The organism is Lentzea flava (assembly GCF_014648475.1).
Taxonomy (GTDB): Bacteria; Actinomycetota; Actinomycetes; order Mycobacteriales; family Pseudonocardiaceae; genus Lentzea; species Lentzea flava.
Genome location: NZ_BMRE01000168.1, coordinates 1 through 644, shown reverse-complemented (window position 1 = coordinate 644; position 644 = coordinate 1). Strand labels below are relative to the sequence as shown.

The window sequence follows — 644 nt, the reverse complement described above, 5'->3', positions numbered from 1 at the left end:
GCCAGCAGTGCCCGCCAGGAGGTGTGCCGGTAGTGGAAGCCCTGGTCGGAGTGCACCAGCGGTGAGGCGCCGGCGGGCAGGGTGGCGATCGCCGCGCGCAGCGAGGAGTTCGTCAGCTCCAGTGACGGGGACGGGCCGCAGCTGTAGGCGACCACGGACCGGTCGAACAGGTCGATGATCGGTGACAGGTAGACCTTGCGGCCGGCGATGCGGAACTCGGTGACGTCGGTGACCCACTTGGTGTCCGGGGCCTGGGCGCCGAACTCGCGGCCCAGCACGTTGCCGGCGGTCGTGCCGGTGTGTCCGAGCCAGGACCGATACCGCCGTGGCCGCCGGACCTTGCAGACCAGGCCGAGGGTGTTCATCAGTGTGAGCACGGTCTTGTTGGCCACCCGCCAGCCGGCACGGGTCAGCACCGTGTGGATGCGGCGGTGCCCGTAGCGGCCACGGGCGTCCTGGAACGCCTCGGTGATCGCGGCCTTGAGCTCGGCGTGCGGGTCGGGCCGGGTCAGCCGGGCCTGGTGGTAGAAGAACGTCGACCGGGCAAGCCCGGCGGCCGCCAGCAGCACCGGCAGCGGAAACTCGGCCTTGAGGGCGGCGATGACCTGGGCTTTCACCCTCGCCCCTGCTCCCTCAAGGCCCGC

At 71.4% G+C, this 644-nt stretch carries 1 protein-coding gene; it reads right to left on the bottom strand.

Going from position 1 to position 644, the window contains the following annotated elements:
• The coding region (locus IEZ09_RS45995; RefSeq protein WP_229813583.1) for an IS3 family transposase at positions 1–617 on the bottom strand (617 nt) is incomplete at its 3' end.
• Positions 618–644 lie beyond the last annotated feature (27 nt).